This window comes from Mesorhizobium sp. M0207 (assembly GCF_040321995.1).
Lineage (GTDB): Bacteria > Pseudomonadota > Alphaproteobacteria > Rhizobiales > Rhizobiaceae > Mesorhizobium.
Window position 1 is genome coordinate 131,339 of the sequence record NZ_JAMYSQ010000015.1, and the last position, 16,846, is coordinate 148,184.

Genomic DNA, 16,846 nt, shown 5'->3' on the forward strand with positions numbered 1-16,846 from the left:
TCAACAAAGGAGAGATTTGATGAGCAAGCTGAACGGCAAGGTCGCCATCGTCACCGGCGCCTCCAACGGTATCGGCGCCGCCATCGCCAAGAGTCTTGCCACGGCCGGCGCCGCAGTGGTCGTCAACTACGCCTCGTCACGGGAAGGCGCCGACCGCGTCGTCGCCGAGATCGAGGACCGTGGCGGCCGCGCCGTCGCCGTCCAGGGCGACGTGTCGCAAGCGGCTGATGTGCGCCGCCTGTTCGAGGCGGCGAAATTGGAGTTTGGCGGGCTCGACATACTGGTCAACAATGCCGGAGTCTTCGCATTCGAGCCGCTGGAAGCGGTTACCGAGGCCGAGTTTCACCGCGAGTTCGACACCAATGTGTTGGGCATCATTCTGACCACGCAAGCAGCAGTGAACCATTTTGGCGCGGGCGGCGGCAGCATCATCAACATAAGCTCGGTCGCCAGCCGCAATCCGCAACCGAACTCGCTCGTCTACGCCGCGACCAAAGGTGCGGTGGACACGATCACGCTGTCGATGTCGCGGGAGCTCGGCGCACGCAACATCCGCGTCAACGCCATCGCGCCCGGCGGCATCGATACCGAGGGCCTCGCGCGCATCGGCATCGTCGGCAGCGAATTCGAGAAGCAGATTATAGCCATGACGCCGCTCGGTCGCTTCGGCCTGCCCGACGACGTCGCCCGCGTCGCGGTGTTCCTCGCCTCCGACGAAGCGTCCTGGCTGACCGGCGAGCGCATCACCGCCTCCGGTGGCTGGCGATAGGCATGGAGGGCGCGAACCTGCCGGCTCGCTGACCGTGCTACCCGCGGCGCGACGCACTGCAATCGATGACGAGAGCGATCTAAGCCCTATGTAGCAGCGAGGAAGGAGCGCCGTGCGCCATCGATGACGGCGAGATGCCAGGGAGGTAACGGATGACGGGCGACGAAACAGCAATCCGAAAGCTGGTCGAGACGTGGATGGATGCGAGCAAGCGTGGAGACATCGCGACCGTCCTCAGCTTAATGACGGACGACGCGATCTTCATGGTTCCCGGCCGGGAACCCTTCGACAAGGAGATCTTCGCGGCAGCCGCGCGGGAGACGGCCGGCGTTCATATCGACGGCACGAGCGATATCGTGGAACTACAGCTTCTCGGCACTTGGGCCTTCATCCGCAGCCGCATCAATATGACCGCGACCCCGCCGAATGGCGAGCCGGTCCATCGATCGGGATATGCGCTGACGCTCCTGCGCAAGGAGGCGGATGGTGAGTGGCGGCTCGCACGCGACGCAAACCTGCTGACCCAGCAAGGCTAGAGCCGGTCTCCGGCATCGCTGCACCTGAAGGCGCGCCAGGGGGGAGCGATTAGATGGCGAAGATGCGATGCAGGTCGCCCTGAACAGCGTTCCCCTCCTCTACCCGATCACACCGGCAAAAGGGCGTTCGGCTTGACATCGGCGATGGAGGCGAACGTGTGCGTTTCGCGCACGCCGGGCAGCGGCAGGATGACCCGCTGCAGGAAATCCTGGAACACCGCCATATCGGCGATCCGCGCCTTGACCAGATAATCGAAACCGCCAACCACCATATGGCACTCCAGAACCTCCGGAGCTTTCGCCACCGCTTCGGCGAAGCGGTCAAAGACATGAGGCGCCGTGTGGTCAAGCCGGACCTCGATGAACACCAGCGTTCCCCGGTCGACCTTGCGCGGATCGAGCATGGCCCTGACCGCGGTGATGAACCCGTCGCGGAACAGGCGCTTAACCCGCTGGCTGGTTCCGGTCGGAGACAGCCCGACACGCCCGGCAAGATCAAGCGTCGTCCGGCGTCCGTCTTCCTGCAGCAACCGGAGCAGGCTGCGGTCTATCTGGTCGAGGTCGCTCATTTCACAATCCACGCTATCTAAGGGATTTGCGTGTTGATTTCACGCAGAGACACCGAAATCAACGTATTTCACAACATAAAACCTCGCAATAGCCTGCGCTTCCCTCACCGCTGAAAGCAAACGTGGTGAGCCGATTTCGAACACAGGAGTGCAGGATGACCAAGGAAGCGTTCAGCCCAGCCGGCAAGAGTGCGGCAGAAATCAGCAAGGGAGCGACCGAGATCCTGGTGCTGAGCGAAACCGATGTGATGGAATGCATCGACCTCAGTCAGCTTCTCGATGTTCTGGAAGACGGCTTCAAGGCGCTGTCACAAGGCAGGGTCGTCAATCCACCCCGACCACAGCTCGACATCCCCGAGGCCGGCTACAGCCTCGCCATGCCGGCCTGGATGGAGGGCATGAACCTGACCGTCAAGATCGTCAACGTCTTCGAAGGCAACCTGGCCAAGAACCTGCCCAGCCACCTCGCCACCATCACCCTGTTTGATCCGCTGTCCGGCCTGCCGGTGTGTATCATGGACGGCACCTTCATAACCGCGGTGCGGACCTCCGGCTCCGCCGTGCTGTCGGTGCGCACGCTTGCCCGCAGGGACGCCAGGATAGCGACCGTGGTCGGCGCCGGCGTGCAGGCCAACCAGCACCTGCATCTGTTGCCCTTGGTGCGCGACTTTGCCGAAATCCGTGTCGCTTCGAAGAGCTTCGACGATGCGGCAGCGCTTGCCCGGCTGCATCCATCGGTGGTGGCGGTCGCCGATCTCGAGACGGCAGTGCGCAGTTCCGACGTGGTGTGCCTGGCGACCCACTCCTACCAGCCGGTGATCGACGCAGGCTGGGTCCAGCCGGGCACGCATGTCTCCTCGGTCGGGGTGGCGCCGCCCGGCGGTGAAATGCCGATCGAGCTCATCGGCAGATCCAGTCTTTTTGTCGAAACCAAGGATGCATTCAAACCGACCCCGGTCGGATCTTGCGAGCTTGCCGGCTTCGACCCGGATTTCGGCACCGAGCTTGGCGCCATGCTGCTCGACCGCGCGCCGGGCCGCGTTTCGGATCAACAGATCACCACCTACAAGGCGATGGGCATTGCGATGGAAGACATGGTCGCTGCCGACCTCGTCTATCGTTGCGCCCGGCGTCTGCGCAAGGGAAAGCTCATCGTGCTGTAGGGGCGCGCCGCACGCCAGGCGGGATCGACGGTGCTGACAATGGCGCTTTCGCGCAAGCGGCCGGGCTAAAGGCCGGCCCCTCAGGCCGGCTCGCGCTTCAGCGCCTGCGCCATGCAGTGAATGCCGCCGCCGGTCTTCGAGATCTCGCTCATGTCGATGGCCGCCACCTCGAAGCCGCGCGCCTTGAGCTGGCCGATCAGCGTCTGGCTCGAGGTCGGGGCGATTACCCTGTCCTTGCCCAGCGACATGAAGTTGCAGCCGAGCGCCATAGTATCCTGGAACGGCACGTCGATGATCTCGTGGCCCTTGCCCTTCAGCCAGTCGACGATGCCGGGCTCTGTACAGGCAAGGCAGACGGCGGTCAGCTTTTCGGCGATCGGCACCACCATCAGGTCGATATGGACGTAATACTCGTCGATGAAGGCGATGCGGGTCTCCCAGCCCTCCTTGTCGAACCAGGCCTGGACCTGGCGCGCGCCCTCCTCCTGCGTGCGGGCGCCACCGCAGCCGATCAGCACGATGCCGTCCTCGATGACGTTGAAGTCGCCGCCCTCGAACGTGCCGGCGGTGACCATATCATAGATCGGGATGCCGAGCTTCTCATAGGTGCGGATCGCCGCGTAGTTCTCGCCACGCCGCCACCATTGCGACATGGCGGTGATGATGGCGCCGTACGGCGTCATGACGCTGGAATCGCGCGAGTAGACCTGCATCGGCAGTTCCGGCGTCGGCTCGTGCCAGTGGATATTGACACCGAAATGCTCATAGGCGGCGACCAGGTCCTTGTGCTGCGCCTGCGCGATCTGGACGTTGCATGGCGCTTCGCGCAGGTGCTTGCGCGACAGCGAGCTGGTCGAGAGATGGCGCAGGAAATTCGGCGAGCCGAGCAGCACGTCGGTCAGCACGTTGGTCTCGTTGGCGAAGCCCCAGGCGGTCAGCGGCTTGGTTCCGCCGGCCGGGTTGCGGTGCTGCAGCGAAAACGCCTCGGCGACGATGCGGTCATGGACGGTCATGGGGTTTCTCCTCGTGAAGGGCGGCTTGGTTGATCATGCGGCTTGGTTGCCTGGTATCCACCAATCCCGTCCGCGCGGGGTGGTGATGTATTCCGGCCAGCGAAATCCGATTGGCGGATCGTAGTCGCAGAGCGGCGCGACCCAGTTCGAGCCGCCGATGCCGCCGCCGGTGCGGGTGACGAATTCATCCATCGCCGCGTCGCGCGCAGCCTCGTCTTCCAACAGGCGAAGTGCTGCCAGCGCGACCGTCTTTGCGGCGCAGATGACCATCGGGTCGATGGTGGCAGAAATGCCGCCCAGCGCATTCATAGCCCAGGACGGAAACGCGTGGCCGTTCTCGGATCGCAGCGCCGGCCGGGCGACGTAGAATCGTGCCGTCGGTGTATGCCACGACATGTCGGTGTAATCGTCAGAGGTGGAATTGAGCTGCCAAGGCGGCAGGTCGCGGCGCAGGAGCGCCTCGGCCGCCTGTGGTGCAATCAGCCGGTCCAGTTCGTCGATGAATGGTTCCTCGGTCGCCTCGCCCCCGGCATTGAGCTGGACTTCGCGGGCGATCGCCTTGGCCGTCTCGTCCCAGCACGGCGGCCCGACCGCCGCCAGCGCGTCGAAGGCAATACCGGCCATGACGTGATTGGCCAGCCCCGGCCGCGACTTCGACACCCAGTGCCGCTCATGGCGGCAGCCGCTCATCCTGGCTGCGGCTTCCGCATTGCGGTCGAGCACGGCGGTGACCTGCTCGGCCATCGCCAGCGTCGGCACGCGGATCATGTACTGGATCTCGGCCAGCCCGGCCGGCAGATTGTCGGCGGTCGCCTGGCCCGCCGTCAGGATCGCCTCGCTGATCGACCAGCCGCCCTGATGCGGCAACATGGAATCGCGTAGCGCCTTGGAGGCCATGTACATCATCATCAGCGCGTCGTTAGCGCCGGGCGCCCTGACCGCCGAATGCGCCTGCGGGATGGGCGCTGCATCGCTTGCGCGAACCCAATTTTCGGGTTCGTCGCACACAAAGCGGTAGATCATCGCATAGGCCGCGCCGCAATGCGTGTCCCAGCGCGCCGTGTTGCACAGCGGCAGCATGTAGAAGGGATGGAAGGAGATCATGCCGACGAGGCCATCGTAATAGCCCTTCGCGGCATGGATCGGCTTCGACCCGCGCACCTTCTCCGCCGGCTCGCCGGTGAAGCGCAGCGTGCCTGATATGCCGTGGCGCTGCATCGCCGCCTTGGTCGCCAGCAGCCCGCCGAGGCTGGCAATGCCGAGGCCGGAATGCGGATCGGTGTGGCCGCCAGCCTGTTCGCCGAGGCCCGGGCGCGGTCGCTTCACCGTCGCCGCATCCTGGCAATTGCCGGGCACTGCATCATACTCGGCATACAGGCCGATGGTCGGCCCCGCGCCATTGGTCCAGTGGGCGCAGAAGGCGGTCGGCATGCCGCCAGAACCTTCCTCGACGGAAAAGCCTTCGTGCTTCAGATGCTCGACATACCAGGCGGCCGACTGGTATTCGCGCCAGGCGGTCTCGCCGAAATCGAAGATCGCCCGAGTCCACGCCGATAGCGACGGCTGGATGTCGTCCAGAAAGGCAAGTGCGGTCGCTTGCGCGGAGGTCACCGGTTTCTCCATGGCGGAAAGAAAGCAGTGAAGCGCCCCGCCAAAAAGTGATATGTTTTCCCGGCTCATGCAAATTCGGTTCACCTCTTGAGAATTCCCTCAACGCAGGCGCTGCGCGCCCTCGACAGTTTTGCCCGCCACGGCAGCGTCTGGCGCGCCGCCGACGAACTGCATCTGACCCGCAGCGCAGTCAGCCATCAGCTTCGCCTGCTCGAACGCGATCTCGGCTTCGACCTGCTCGAGCGCATTGGCAAGGGCGTGGCGCTGACGCCGCGCGGCCAGCGCTATGCCAGCGACGTGCGCAAGGCGCTGACGGTGCTGGGCGACGCGGTGACACGCCATGCCGGCACCGGCATCGGCGGCTCGTTCAGCGTCAGTTGTACGCCGGGTTTCGCCTCACTGTTCCTGTGCACCCATATCGGCGAGTTCCGGCAGATGTACCCCGATGTCGCGCTGCGCATCCTGACGCCGCGCCGTCTCGACGACGTGAGCAATGCCGAGGCCGATGCCTTCATCGCCTTCGGCGTCGGCAATTGGCCGAACCGCGCGGTCGAGCTGTTGTGCGGGATCTCCTTTACGCCGCTGTGCAGCCCGACGCTGCTCAACAAGATCGGCGGCTTCTCCAAGCCGGCCGACGTGCTGCGCGCCAATCTCCTGCATCTCGGCGATACCGAGGACTGGGCGCGCTGGCTGGCGCTGTCCAAGGTCGAGAACTCCGACCCGGAAGGCGGCATCTTCTTTTCCGACATGAACCTGGTCTTTTCGGCGGCGATCGCCGGCCAGGGCATCGCCATGGGCGACGAGCTGACCAGCGGCCGGGCACTGAGCGAAGGCCGGCTGGTCCGCCCCTTCGACATAGCGATCAATTCACCGCGCTCGTATTTTCTGGTTTCCGAGCACGCCAAGGCGGCGCATCCGGTGCTGGAGGCGTTTGGGCGGTGGCTGCGGTCGAAGCTGTCGGAGAACCAGCGTTAATCTCCCCCCTCGAGGGGGAGATTGGCGCATAGATGAATCAAATTTGCCGATCAGGCGAAAACTATTCGGTTGCGGTGAGCCGCCGCCCTGCCTACGATTTCGCCTACGCTAAGGAAAGGGCAGGATGCAGCAACCCGGCCGGGCCGCAGAGATCAAGGCAATCGGGATCGGCAAGAGCTTCGGCTCGTTCCGTGCGCTGGACGATCTGACGCTCGATATCGGCCGTGGCGAGTTCCTCACCTTGCTCGGCCCCTCCGGTTCCGGCAAGACCACCTTCCTGATGATCCTTGCCGGCTTCATTCAGCCGACCGACGGCCGCCTTTACAGCGACGGCGTCGACATCACCGAGCGGCCGGCCGAGCAGCGTGCCGCCGGCATGGTGTTCCAGGGCTATGCGCTGTTCCCGCATATGAGCGTCGAGGCCAACATCGCCTTCCCGCTCAAGGTGCGCAAGAAACCGGCGGCCGAGATCAAACGCCGCGTCGGCGAAATGATCGAGCGCGTCGGGCTCAAGGGCCACGAGAAGAAACTGCCGTCGCAATTGTCCGGCGGCCAGCAGCAACGCGTGGCGCTGGCGCGGGCGCTGGTGTTCGAGCCGGGCGTACTTTTGCTCGATGAGCCGTTTTCGGCACTCGACAAGGGCCTGCGCGGCCAGATGCAGGCCGAGATGAAGCGGTTGCACCAGGAGACTGGCACCACCTTCGTCTTCGTCACCCATGACCAGAGCGAGGCGCTGGCATTGTCGTCGCGCGTCGCCATCTTCAACCATGGCAAATTGCTGCAGGTCGGCGCGCCGGACGAGGTCTACGACCGGCCGGACAACCGCTTCGTCGCCGAGTTCCTGGGCGAGATCAACATGCTGCCGCTGAAGGGCGTGCGCCCGGCCGACAATGGCTCGACGGGCCTCTGCGAAGACCGCGCGATCAGCATGCGCTGCAAGGCCGAGAAGGTCCGGGGCGACGCCATCCTGGCGATCCGGCCCGAATACATGTCGATCGCTCGCGAAGCCGCGGCAGGCGAGAACGGCATTGCCGCGACTGCCGTCGCCTCGACCTATCTCGGCGCTGCAACGCGGCTCGATCTGACGACGCGGCAAGGCGCCAAGGTGACGGTCTCGGTGCCGAACGAGGTCGCCGCCTCTGCCCTCAGCAAGGGCAATTCCGTCTGGCTGACCTGGCCCGCGGAGAAAGGCTTCCTCCTTCCGGATGGAGAGCAATGACGATCGGCGTGGCGAATTCGCCAAGCTGACATTCAGGAAATACCAACGACAAAAAAGGGGAACTGACATGACAAACCAAACCAAGAAAAATTCCATCGAGGCGCTATCCGCCAGGGCAGTGCGCGGCGAGATCTCGCGCCGGCAGTTCACGCAGCTGGCCGCATTGGTGCTGGCCGGCACGCCGATGCTGCTGCGCTCGACCGGCGCCGTTGCCGCGGCGAAGGAACTGGTGCTGGTCAACTGGGGCGGCGACGCCATCACCGCCTACGATGCGGCTTATGGCCAGGCCTTCACCAAGGAGACCGGCATCACCGTCAAGATGGACGGCTCCGGCCCGACCGAAGGCGCGATCGCGGCGCAGTTCAAGAGCGGCGCGCCGACCTGGGATCTGGTCGACGTCGATCCGTTCTCGGCCATCACTCTCGGCGCCCAAGGCATGCTGGAGCCGATCGACTATGCGGTCGTCGACAAGAAGAAGATGCGGCCGGGATTCGGCTGGGAGTACGCTGCCTCGACCTATTTCTTCTCCTACGTCATCGCCTACGATGCCGAGAAATACGGCAGCCAGGCACCGACCGGCATGGCCGACTTCTTCGACGTGGCAAAATTCCCCGGCAAGCGCTCGCTCTACAAATGGGGCGTGTCGAGCTGGGAAGCGGCACTGCTCGCCGACGGCATCGCGCCGGCCTCGCTCTACCCGCTCGACCTCAAGCGCGCGCATGACAAGATCGCCGCCTTCAAGGAAAACGTCGTCGCCTATTGGGGTGGCGGCGCCGAAAGCCAGAGCGTGCTGCTCAATGGCGAGGCCTCGATGGCGATCGTCTGGTCGACGCGGGCTTCGCTCATCGAGCAGGACAGCGGCGGCAAGATCAAGTTCATCTGGGACCAGGGCCTGATCTCGCCCGGCGCGCTCGCCGTGCTCAAGGGCAATCCCGGCGGCAAGGACGCGGCGATGAAGTTCATCGCCAGCACCCAGGACCCGGAGAAGGAACTCATCATGTTCGACAAGCTCGGCCAGGGTCCGGCCAACCCGGCCACCGATGCGCTGATCCCCGCCGACAAGAAGCGCATCAACCCGGTCGATCCGGAGAACATGAAGAAGCAGATCCCGCTCGACATGGATTGGTATGCCAAGAACTACGGGGCAGCACTCGACGAATACACGAAGATCATCTCCGCCTGACAAGCCGGGATAACCGGATGAGAGCATACCTCTCCGACAAGATGGGCGCGGCGCTGTTGATGGCGCCGCTGCTCCTCTTTCTTGTGCTGGCTTACGCCTGGCCATTCCTTGGCGTGGTTAAATGGAGTTTTACGCTGCCCACGCCGGGGCTGGGGCAGTACAATGCGCTACTCACGGATCAATTGGTGCAGTCGGTCTTCGTCCGCACGCTGCGTATCGCCGCGATCGTGACGATCGTTTCGGTTGCCGCCGCCTACGCCATCACCGTTGTCTGGGTACGCGGCACGCCGGTGCAGCGCGTCGTGGCCGAGTTCTGCATCCTGGTGCCGTTCTGGATCTCGGTGCTGACGCGCGCCTTCGGCTGGGTGGCGCTTTTGTCCAATCGCGGCCTGATCAACACCTGGCTGCAGGCGGTCGGCTTCATCTCGGAGCCGCTGGCGCTGGTGCGCAACGAGTTCGGCGTTATCGTCGGCATGACGCATTTCCTCATCCCCTTCGCGGTGTTTCCACTGGCCTCTTCGATGCGAAGCCTCGACGACCGTGTGCTGCTGGCGGCGCGCGGCCTCGGCTCCAGCCGCATGCGCACCTTCTGGTCGGTGTTCGTGCCGATGACCCGCTCCGGCATCATCGGCTCGGCGCTGATCGTCTTCGTCTTTTCGCTCGGCTTCTTCGTCACGCCGGCGATTCTCGGCGGCGGCCGCAGCGTGATGATCGCTGAGCTGATCTATCTCCGCATCTTCCAGAGCCCAGACTGGGGCCTGGGCGCGGCGATCAGCGTGGTGCTGGTGTTATTCGTCGGCGCGCTGATGGCGCTGCTTTTCCGCTATATCAGGCCGAAGCAGTTGGTGTAGCGCGATGCCGACCTACCGCCCCGGTCCCGTCTCGCTGATCCTCGCCGCCCTGGTCGCGCTATTCCTGCTGTTGCCGCTGGTCGCCGTCATCCCGGTATCGCTGACGCCGAGCCGCATGCTGGCGATGCCGTCGGGCGAACTGTCGCTGCGCCATTACCAGGCGCTGATCGAGGATCCGCGCTGGATCAATTCGATCCTGCTCTCGATCAGGATCGGCATAGTCAGCAGCGCCTTTTCCACGGTGCTGGCACTGTGCTTCAGCCTCGGCGTCTGGATGTTCCAGCCGCGCTTCACCGCCGCTCTCGTCGGCTTCGTGCTGCTGCCAATGGTGGTGCCGCCGGTGGTCTCGGCAATCACGCTCTATTTCCTGCTGACCTCGATCTCGGGGTTCTCGTCGTTCTTCGGCTATGACACCTGGCTGGGTGTCGCCATGGCGCATGCGGTGATGACGGTGCCCTTCGCCACGGTGCTGATCCTGGTGTCGCTTAGCCAGCTCGACCGCCGCATCGACCTCGCAGCCCGCGGCCTCGGCGCGACCGTGTGGGAGCGCGCCACCCGCATCATCATGCCCAACATCAAGTTCGGCATCGTCACCGCAGCACTGCTGTCCTTCGTGCTGTCCTGGGAAGAGATCGGCGTCACCCTGTTCATCACCTCGGTCAACGCCATCACGCTGCCGCGGCTAATGTGGATGGGCCTGCGCGACAACATCGACCCGGCGATCGCAGCGCTCTCGGTGATCCTGATCGTCATCACCGTGCTGGTGCTTGTGGCGCGAAGCGTCGTGGTCAGGCTGCGCGCGGCGCGGTAGACGCCGCCTCACGCCGTGGTGACTGGCGCGAATGAAACCTTGGGCTACGATTTTCGTTATAGATGGTTCAACAGGTCGAAGGCCCCGCCATGAACCAAGGATGGTTTGCCAAGCCGGTTGCGGTTGCGGTCGGCATCGTGGGAGATATCCGCAACATTTCCAACGCACGGCAGGCTGTCGCGTTGCTGGAAGCCCACTGGCGTGACACCGGCAGCGCCAAACACGGGGTGGCACTGCGCACATGCCGCCGCGCCATGAGCGACGACCGCTGGACCGAAGCCGCCCGGAACGCATTCGTCGAGGCCGCGCGGGAGGCGCATGTCCTGGTCGAGCGCGCCGTCGAACCGGAGAACCGGTCCAGGCAGGCAGGACCGTGATCGATTTTTGAGAGCTCGGTGGTCCGGCGGATTTATTGCATCTCAGCAGCATGCAACCTTGGAACGGCGCTGACGTCGACCTCGCGCTCCGCATGCCAGGCATCATAGGCAGCCTGCATCCTGAGCCAGATCGCGGCGCCGTCGCCGAACATCTTTCCAAGACGGGCAGCGACAGCCGGCGACACCGGCTTCTTTTCGCGGATGATGTCATAAAGCTGCTGGCGCGAGATTCCGAGCAGATTGGCGATTTCCACCTTGGTCTTTCCGGTTGCCGGGATAATGTCGTCGAGCAGCGCCCCAGGGTGGGATGGGCAGCGCTCCATCGGACGCATCGGCTCATACACGCTCATAATCGATTCTCCAATCTAAGCCGTCTCAATGGTACTGTTCGAAATCGACGCGGGCAGCATCATTGGCGTCGAATTCGAATGTGATGCACCACGGCCCGTTGACATGCACCGTGTAGCGGGTCGGGTTAAAGTCCTCCAAAGCGTGGAAGTCGAAGCCGGGCAGGTCCATGTCATCAGGCCTTTCCGAGACTTCCAAGCGGTCAAGACGGACAAGGATGCGCTTATGCATCTTGGCGTCGATCTTTCCGGTCTTTCCGGTTTGAAAGAGGTCCGCCAGCGCCTTGTGCTTGAACGACTTGATCATGCAACATGTAAGCATATTGCTGACGCGGGTCAAGCAGGTGTAAGCAAATGATTTACAGAATGGTCCAGCCAATCGGAGGCAATAGCTACGCCCGCTGGATGCTGGGCCGGGCCAGCCGAATACCTGGCGGACCTATGTCACGGCATTATCCGCTATCCCATGGCGTGGCGAATAGTCTTGGACAGGCGGCTCAAAAATGCCGGCCTCGACGATGCGTCGAGCTTCCACGACAGCACTGCCGTCGCCATTTTCCGCGGCAACAGCCCGACCGACAGGAACCAGGCGGCAAGGATGGCGCGCCGCCGCAAGGATGCGGTCATTTCGAGGCTGGCGACGGCGCCGGCCGCCCCGAGCGCCAGCCGGGAATCATCGGCCACGGGGTGTCGGCCGCTGTCGGCGCAGAGCGACGCCAGCCGCTCTTCCAGGTGGACCGGATCGTGGCGGACAGCATCCGACGGCACGATGGTCAGGCCGATCCCCGAGGCCTGGTCCGACAGCGCCTGCATGCGGCGGAAATCGTGGGTTACCCGCCAGCGTGCCCGCTCGGCGAGCTTTTCACCGAAGACTGAATGGTTGGCGCCGTGGATCCGGTAGGCGCCGAGGCATTCGTCGATCGATTGGACATGCCCGTACATCGGCGCCAGCGTTGCCAGATAGCCGTCGGCGCCCTGGCGGAATTCCGGCTCCGGTATCGGCATGATCGATTCGAGCGTTGCGCGGTCAAAGGCCAGCCCGCTGGTCACTGTCGTCTGATAGCGGCCCTTGTGCAGGAGTTTCGGCATGACGTCACCGCTGTCGAAAGGCAATTCGGGCGGCGGAAAGACATCCTTGATGCGTTGCCCCTCGTCGACGATATGCAGTCTGGACTGGACCTGGGCGGTTGCATCATCCCAGGTTTCGACAATGGTGGAGACGGCGGTTGGATAAAGGTAATCGTCGGCGTCGAGGAACAGGACGATCTTGCCCGAGCTCGCCGCAAAGCCGGTGTTGAACGCCGCCGCGTGTCCGCCATTTTGCGCCCGCGGGCATGCAAGGATCTCGTCGCGATAGGATTCCATGATTGTCGTGGAATTGTCCTGCGATGCATCGTCGACGACGATGACTTCGACATCCGCGTAGTCCTGCTCGAGGGCACTGTCGATGCTGCGTTTGAGGAAACGCGCGTAGTTGTAATTCGGGATGATGATGGATACCGGAATTCTCGGGACAGGCTGCATCGCGTTTGACCTCGCATCTTGCTTTGGTTCGGCAAAGGCCCTCATGGGCCTGCCCCCCTCTTCAAGCGCCCTCTTGGCGCGCAACGAGTTCCCTGGGAGAAAGCCTGCGCTTTCCATCAGGAGACGGGTCACGTTTCGCTTTGCGACTTCGTATTGAGGCCGCCATTGCCTTCGAGGCTGCTGCCATGGTCAGGGTTGGCGGCAGCAAAAGCTCCGACGGTTCGGCCAAGGTGAGTCGCAACCGAGCCCGACGAAATGTCTCGCCTCGCGATCAGGTCGGGACCGAAGCGGACGGTGCCATGAAGGCATGGCGGATACTGGCCTTCAAATGCGGCTGGAACAAGCCCCGCGTCGAAAACAGGGTCACTTCAGGTTGCGTTTCAGGCGGCATACTGCGACCGCCGGCGCTTTTGCCCCGGAGCCGGCGAACCGCCTCCGGGCCTTATAGTCGTGTGGCCTAAACAGTCAGGCGGCCTGCAAACCCGGCTGCGACAGGTCGACTTCCTCCGGCAAGTCACCGGCCATAGCGGCGGCAAACTTCGTCTGGTCGAGTTCTCCCTCCCAGCGCGCCACCACCACTGTCGCCACCGCGTTGCCGATGAAGTTGGTCAGCGCTCGGCATTCCGACATGAAGCGGTCGACACCGAGGATCAGCGCCATGCCGGCGACCGGCACGGTGGGGACGACTGAAAGCGTTGCCGCCAGGGTGATGAAGCCGGCGCCGGTGATGCCGGCGGCACCCTTGGAGCTCAGCATGGCGACGGCGAGCAGCAGGATCTGGTCGCCATAGGTGAGCGGCGTGTCGGTCGCCTGCGCGATGAACAGCGCGGCAAGCGTCATATAGATGTTGGTGCCGTCGAGGTTGAAGGAATAGCCGGTCGGGATGACCAGGCCGACCACCGAGCGGTTGCAGCCGGCGCGCTCCATCTTGGCCATGAGGCCCGGCAATGCCGCTTCCGAGGACGAGGTGCCGAGCACCAGCAGCAGCTCTTCCTTGATGTAGCGGATCAGCGCCAGGATCGAGAAGCCGTTGTAGCGGGCAACCGCGCCGAGCACCACCAGCACGAACAGCAGCGCGGTCAAGTAGAACGTGCCGATCAGCATGGCGAGATTGGCGATCGAGCCGATGCCGTATTTGCCGATCGTGAAGGCCATGGCGCCAAACGCGCCGATCGGCGCGGCCTTCATCAGGATGGCGACGAGGCGGAAGATCGGCGTGGTCAGCGCTTGCAGGAAATCGACGACGGGACGGCCGCGATCGCCGACCAGCGCCAGGGCGACACCGAACAGCACCGAGAAGAACAGCACCTGCAAAATGTCGCCCTGCGCGAAGGCGCCGGTGATGGTGTCAGGGATGATGTTCATCAGGAAGCCGACGATGGTTGTGTCGTGCGCCTTCTCGGCATACGCCGCCACCTTGGCGGTATCGAGCGTCGCTGGATTGATGTGCATGCCGGCGCCGGGCTGGACGACATTGGAGACGACCAGGCCGACGACCAGCGCCAGTGTCGAGAACACCAGGAAATAGATCATCGCCTTGCCGGCGACGCGGCCGACCTTCTGCAGGTCGGAAACGCCGGCGATGCCGGTCGCCACCGTCAGGAAGATCACCGGCGCGATCACCATCTTGACCAGCTTGATGAAGGCGTCGCCGAACGGCTTCATCGCCTCGCCGGTTTCGGGATAGAAATGGCCGAGCAGCACGCCGGCGGCGATCGCCGCCAGCACCTGCACATAAAGATGCCGGTATAAGGGAAGTTTGCCGCGCGGCTCGGCGGCAGCGATTGCTGTCTGCATGACGTCCTCCATGGCGCCCCGATCGAAAGCTCGACTCCCCGGGGCAGTTGTTTTGAGACCAGCAGCCTCGCGACTGCTGAATTCGTGTTTGCAACAGCCGTGCCAGATACGCAGAAGAGTGCTTCAGCATTGATTTTATTGAGCATTCGCAAACGTCCGTACTGCCGGACGCATGGTCAAGTGCGACTCTCCGCATAGGTCGAATTGTGTTTTGTGCGAATTCATGCACAAATGGGCGATGCTGCAACGCCCCGCTGGTGCCTTGTCTTCGACGCCCGAGCAACTCGCCAGGCGGGCGCGCCGAGCCTGGCTGCTGTTTGCGGCCATCGCGCTTTTGATCGTCACGGCAGCGCTCTACGGCGCCGGCCTCTATGGCCGCACCGCCGAGGTCGGGACCCTGGCGGCGCAGGGGCGTACCGACGCCAACCTGAAGGTCGCGCTGCTGCGCGCGGTGCTCGAAAGCCCGCGCGCCCTGCCGCTGCTTTTGTCCGCAGACCAGCAAGTGCGTGACGCGCTGTCGCAGAAGAATGCCGCGGCAATCGATGTGCTGAACCGCAAGCTCGAGGGGCTGGTCTCCGGCACCAAGGCGTCGGTACTCTATGTCGTCGGCACCGATGGACTGGCGATCGCCTCCAGCAACTGGCGCGAGCCGATCAGTTTCGTCGGCAATGACTACCGTTTCCGCGATTATTTCTCCGGTGCGATGCGGGCCGGAACCGCCGAGTATTTTGCGCTCGGCAATGTCAGCAAGCGCCCCGGCCTCTACATTTCGCGGCGCGTCGGCGATGCAGCCGCACCGCTCGGCGTCGTCGTCGTCAAGATGGAGTTCGACCAGCTCGAAGCCGACTGGCGCGAGGCGAACCGCCCGGCTTATGTCAGCGACGAGAATGGCGTGGTGCTGATCACCAGCGTGCCGTCCTGGCGTTTCATGACAACCGCACCGCTGGCCGCACCTAAGCATGCCGCGATCCGCGACAGCCAACAGTTCGGCGATGCGCCGCTTGTGCCGTTGCCGATCATGCACGCGCAGGCACTCAGCCCGGATGTGTCGATTGTCCACGCGGTGACGCCCGGCGGCAGCGACGCGGAGTATCTCAGCCTTTCCACGACGGTTCCTTCGACCCCCTGGCGGCTCGACTATCTGATCCCGGCTGAAGCGCCGATCGCTGCCGCGGTCCGCGAAATGCGGCTTCTTGCGCTCGGCGTCGTCGTCCCGCTCCTCGGCCTTGCCGCGTATCTGTTGTGGCGCCGGCAGTCGGCGCAGATGCGGATTGCCGCTGAACAGGCAGCCCGCACCGAACTCGAACGCCGCGTCGTCGAACGGACCGAGGATTTGAGCCGCGCCCGCGACCGGCTGCAGGCCGAGATAACAGGCCACCGCAGCACGGAAGCCAAGCTCCAAATCGTGCAGCAGGATCTGGTCCAGGCCAACCGCCTCGCCATCCTCGGCCAGGTCGCGGCCGGCGTCGCCCATGAGATCAACCAGCCGGTCGCCACCATACGCGCCTATGCCGACAATGCCCGCACCTTCCTCGACCGCAAGCAGACCGGGCCGGCCGAGGAAAACCTCGGCGCTATCGCAGCCCTTACCGAACGCATCGGCTCAATCACCGAGGAGTTGAAGGCATTTGCCCGCAAGGGCCGCACCGCCGCCGAGCCTGTCGAATTACGTGGTGTTATCGAAGGCGCCGTCATGCTGTTGAGAAGCCGCTTTGCCGGCCGGCTCGACGCATTGGCCATCGACCTGCCGCCGCCGAGCCTCAAGGTCATGGGCAATCGGGTGCGGCTCGAACAGGTGCTGATCAACCTCTTCCAGAACGCGCTCGAAGCACTCGACGGCCGCGACGACGCTCATGTGCAGGTGTCGGTCGAGGAGACCGCGGACGGCGTGACGGTCGGCGTGTCCGATAACGGACCAGGCATTCCGCCAGGGATCCTCAAATCGCTGTTCACGCCGTTCAACACCTCCAAGGAAAAAGGCCTTGGCCTTGGCCTCGTCATCTCGAAGGACATTGTCGCCGATTATGGCGGCCGCATCGAGGTTTCAAGCGACGACAGCGGCACCCGCTTCACCATTCATCTCCAGACAGCAGCGTAAGCC

Annotated in this window: 17 protein-coding genes; 10 read left to right on the forward strand and 7 right to left on the reverse strand. The window is 64.0% G+C overall.

Annotated elements, in window-relative coordinates:
* Positions 1-19 precede the first annotated feature (19 nt).
* Both NKJ15_RS20430 and NKJ15_RS20435 read left to right on the forward strand, forming a co-directional pair.
* Positions 20-769 carry an SDR family NAD(P)-dependent oxidoreductase gene (locus tag NKJ15_RS20430; protein WP_352473745.1) on the forward strand — a complete coding sequence of 250 codons (750 nt, stop codon included), beginning with the start codon at positions 20-22 and terminating at the stop codon, positions 767-769.
* Between the two features lie 152 nt (positions 770-921).
* Positions 922-1,305, forward strand: a complete 384-nt coding sequence (locus NKJ15_RS20435) for a YybH family protein (RefSeq protein ID WP_352473747.1) — start codon at positions 922-924, stop codon at positions 1,303-1,305.
* A gap of 107 nt (positions 1,306-1,412) precedes the next feature.
* Here NKJ15_RS20435 and NKJ15_RS20440 read toward each other — a convergent pair whose 3' ends face one another.
* Entirely contained in the window at positions 1,413-1,874 is a 462-nt protein-coding gene (locus tag NKJ15_RS20440) for an Lrp/AsnC family transcriptional regulator (protein WP_352817109.1), read from the reverse strand.
* Between the two features lie 155 nt (positions 1,875-2,029).
* Here NKJ15_RS20440 and NKJ15_RS20445 point away from each other — a divergent pair, with 155 nt between their 5' ends.
* Complete coding sequence (locus tag NKJ15_RS20445) at positions 2,030-3,037, forward strand: ornithine cyclodeaminase family protein (protein ID WP_352817112.1); 1,008 nt, start codon at positions 2,030-2,032, stop codon at positions 3,035-3,037.
* Positions 3,038-3,117: 80 nt separating this feature from the next.
* Here the strand turns inward: NKJ15_RS20445 and NKJ15_RS20450 are convergent, their stop codons facing one another.
* Both NKJ15_RS20450 and NKJ15_RS20455 read right to left on the reverse strand, forming a co-directional pair.
* The gene (locus tag NKJ15_RS20450) at positions 3,118-4,050 is read right to left on the reverse strand and encodes a dimethylarginine dimethylaminohydrolase family protein (protein ID WP_352817115.1); all 933 of its coding nucleotides are present in this window, start codon (positions 4,048-4,050) and stop codon (positions 3,118-3,120) included.
* Positions 4,051-4,083: 33 nt separating this feature from the next.
* Entirely contained in the window at positions 4,084-5,673 is a 1,590-nt protein-coding gene (locus NKJ15_RS20455) for a zinc-binding metallopeptidase family protein (RefSeq protein ID WP_352817175.1), read from the reverse strand.
* A 75-nt stretch (positions 5,674-5,748) separates the two neighbouring features.
* Here NKJ15_RS20455 and NKJ15_RS20460 point away from each other — a divergent pair, with 75 nt between their 5' ends.
* The 6 genes from NKJ15_RS20460 (at position 5,749) to NKJ15_RS20485 (ending at position 11,077) form a co-directional block, all read left to right on the forward strand.
* On the forward strand, positions 5,749-6,636 hold the full coding sequence (locus tag NKJ15_RS20460) for a LysR substrate-binding domain-containing protein (RefSeq protein WP_352817118.1): 888 nt from the start codon (positions 5,749-5,751) through the stop codon (positions 6,634-6,636).
* Positions 6,637-6,760: 124 nt separating this feature from the next.
* Positions 6,761-7,855: an ABC transporter ATP-binding protein gene (locus NKJ15_RS20465; protein ID WP_352817121.1), complete on the forward strand. Its 1,095-nt coding sequence runs from the start codon at positions 6,761-6,763 to the stop codon at positions 7,853-7,855.
* A gap of 67 nt (positions 7,856-7,922) precedes the next feature.
* A complete protein-coding gene (locus tag NKJ15_RS20470) occupies positions 7,923-9,038 on the forward strand; it encodes an ABC transporter substrate-binding protein (RefSeq protein WP_352817124.1) in 1,116 nt (371 codons plus the stop codon).
* A 17-nt stretch (positions 9,039-9,055) separates the two neighbouring features.
* Positions 9,056-9,889, forward strand: coding sequence for an ABC transporter permease (locus tag NKJ15_RS20475; protein WP_352817128.1), 834 nt, complete (start codon positions 9,056-9,058; stop codon positions 9,887-9,889).
* Between the two features lie 4 nt (positions 9,890-9,893).
* Complete coding sequence (locus NKJ15_RS20480; protein ID WP_352817131.1) at positions 9,894-10,700, forward strand: ABC transporter permease; 807 nt, start codon at positions 9,894-9,896, stop codon at positions 10,698-10,700.
* Positions 10,701-10,789: 89 nt separating this feature from the next.
* Positions 10,790-11,077 carry a DUF982 domain-containing protein gene (locus tag NKJ15_RS20485; protein ID WP_031211945.1) on the forward strand — a complete coding sequence of 96 codons (288 nt, stop codon included), beginning with the start codon at positions 10,790-10,792 and terminating at the stop codon, positions 11,075-11,077.
* A 32-nt stretch (positions 11,078-11,109) separates the two neighbouring features.
* On the opposite strand, the gene NKJ15_RS20490 is transcribed toward NKJ15_RS20485, so the two are convergent.
* From NKJ15_RS20490 to NKJ15_RS20505, 4 genes are all read right to left on the reverse strand, one after another.
* A complete protein-coding gene (locus tag NKJ15_RS20490) occupies positions 11,110-11,427 on the reverse strand; it encodes a HigA family addiction module antitoxin (RefSeq protein ID WP_352817134.1) in 318 nt (105 codons plus the stop codon).
* A gap of 25 nt (positions 11,428-11,452) precedes the next feature.
* Positions 11,453-11,731, reverse strand: coding sequence for a type II toxin-antitoxin system RelE/ParE family toxin (locus tag NKJ15_RS20495; protein ID WP_352817137.1), 279 nt, complete (start codon positions 11,729-11,731; stop codon positions 11,453-11,455).
* Between the two features lie 152 nt (positions 11,732-11,883).
* Positions 11,884-12,948, reverse strand: a complete 1,065-nt coding sequence (locus NKJ15_RS20500) for a glycosyltransferase family 2 protein (protein ID WP_352621392.1) — start codon at positions 12,946-12,948, stop codon at positions 11,884-11,886.
* 465 nt (positions 12,949-13,413) lie between these two features.
* A complete protein-coding gene (locus tag NKJ15_RS20505; RefSeq protein WP_352578468.1) occupies positions 13,414-14,745 on the reverse strand; it encodes a dicarboxylate/amino acid:cation symporter in 1,332 nt (443 codons plus the stop codon).
* A gap of 238 nt (positions 14,746-14,983) precedes the next feature.
* On the opposite strand from NKJ15_RS20505, the gene NKJ15_RS20510 reads away from it, so the two are divergent.
* Positions 14,984-16,843, forward strand: a complete 1,860-nt coding sequence (locus tag NKJ15_RS20510) for a sensor histidine kinase (protein ID WP_352817139.1) — start codon at positions 14,984-14,986, stop codon at positions 16,841-16,843.
* Positions 16,844-16,846: the final 3 nt, after the last annotated feature.